The 263-nt window shown below is 32.3% G+C and carries 1 tRNA gene; it reads right to left on the minus strand.

Features of this window, described 5'->3' with window-relative positions:
• Positions 1–116: 116 nt before the first annotated feature.
• Positions 117–190 (minus strand) — tRNA-Cys (locus ACQRC6_RS09910).
• Positions 191–263 lie beyond the last annotated feature (73 nt).

The raw sequence follows: 263 nt of genomic DNA on the forward strand, positions 1-263 counted from the left end.
AAAAGAAAAAGCTTCGCTTTAAGCATTTTTAAGAAATCTTCTTAAAAGGTTAAAAAGCTAAGCTTTTTTATTTTTGAACAAAAAAATCTACTGACCTTAAGATCAGTAGATTGCTTTGGAGGCGACAACCGGATTTGAACCGGTGATAAGGGTGTTGCAGACCCGTGCCTTACCACTTGGCTATGTCGCCATAACAACATTAGTATAACAAAGAATGTAGAAAATTACAAGTTAAAATTTACAACTCTTTTAATTTTATAAAG

It is taken from the genome of Peptoniphilus sp. SGI.035 (genome assembly GCF_050315115.1).
Classification (GTDB): domain Bacteria; phylum Bacillota; class Clostridia; order Tissierellales; family Peptoniphilaceae; genus Peptoniphilus_A.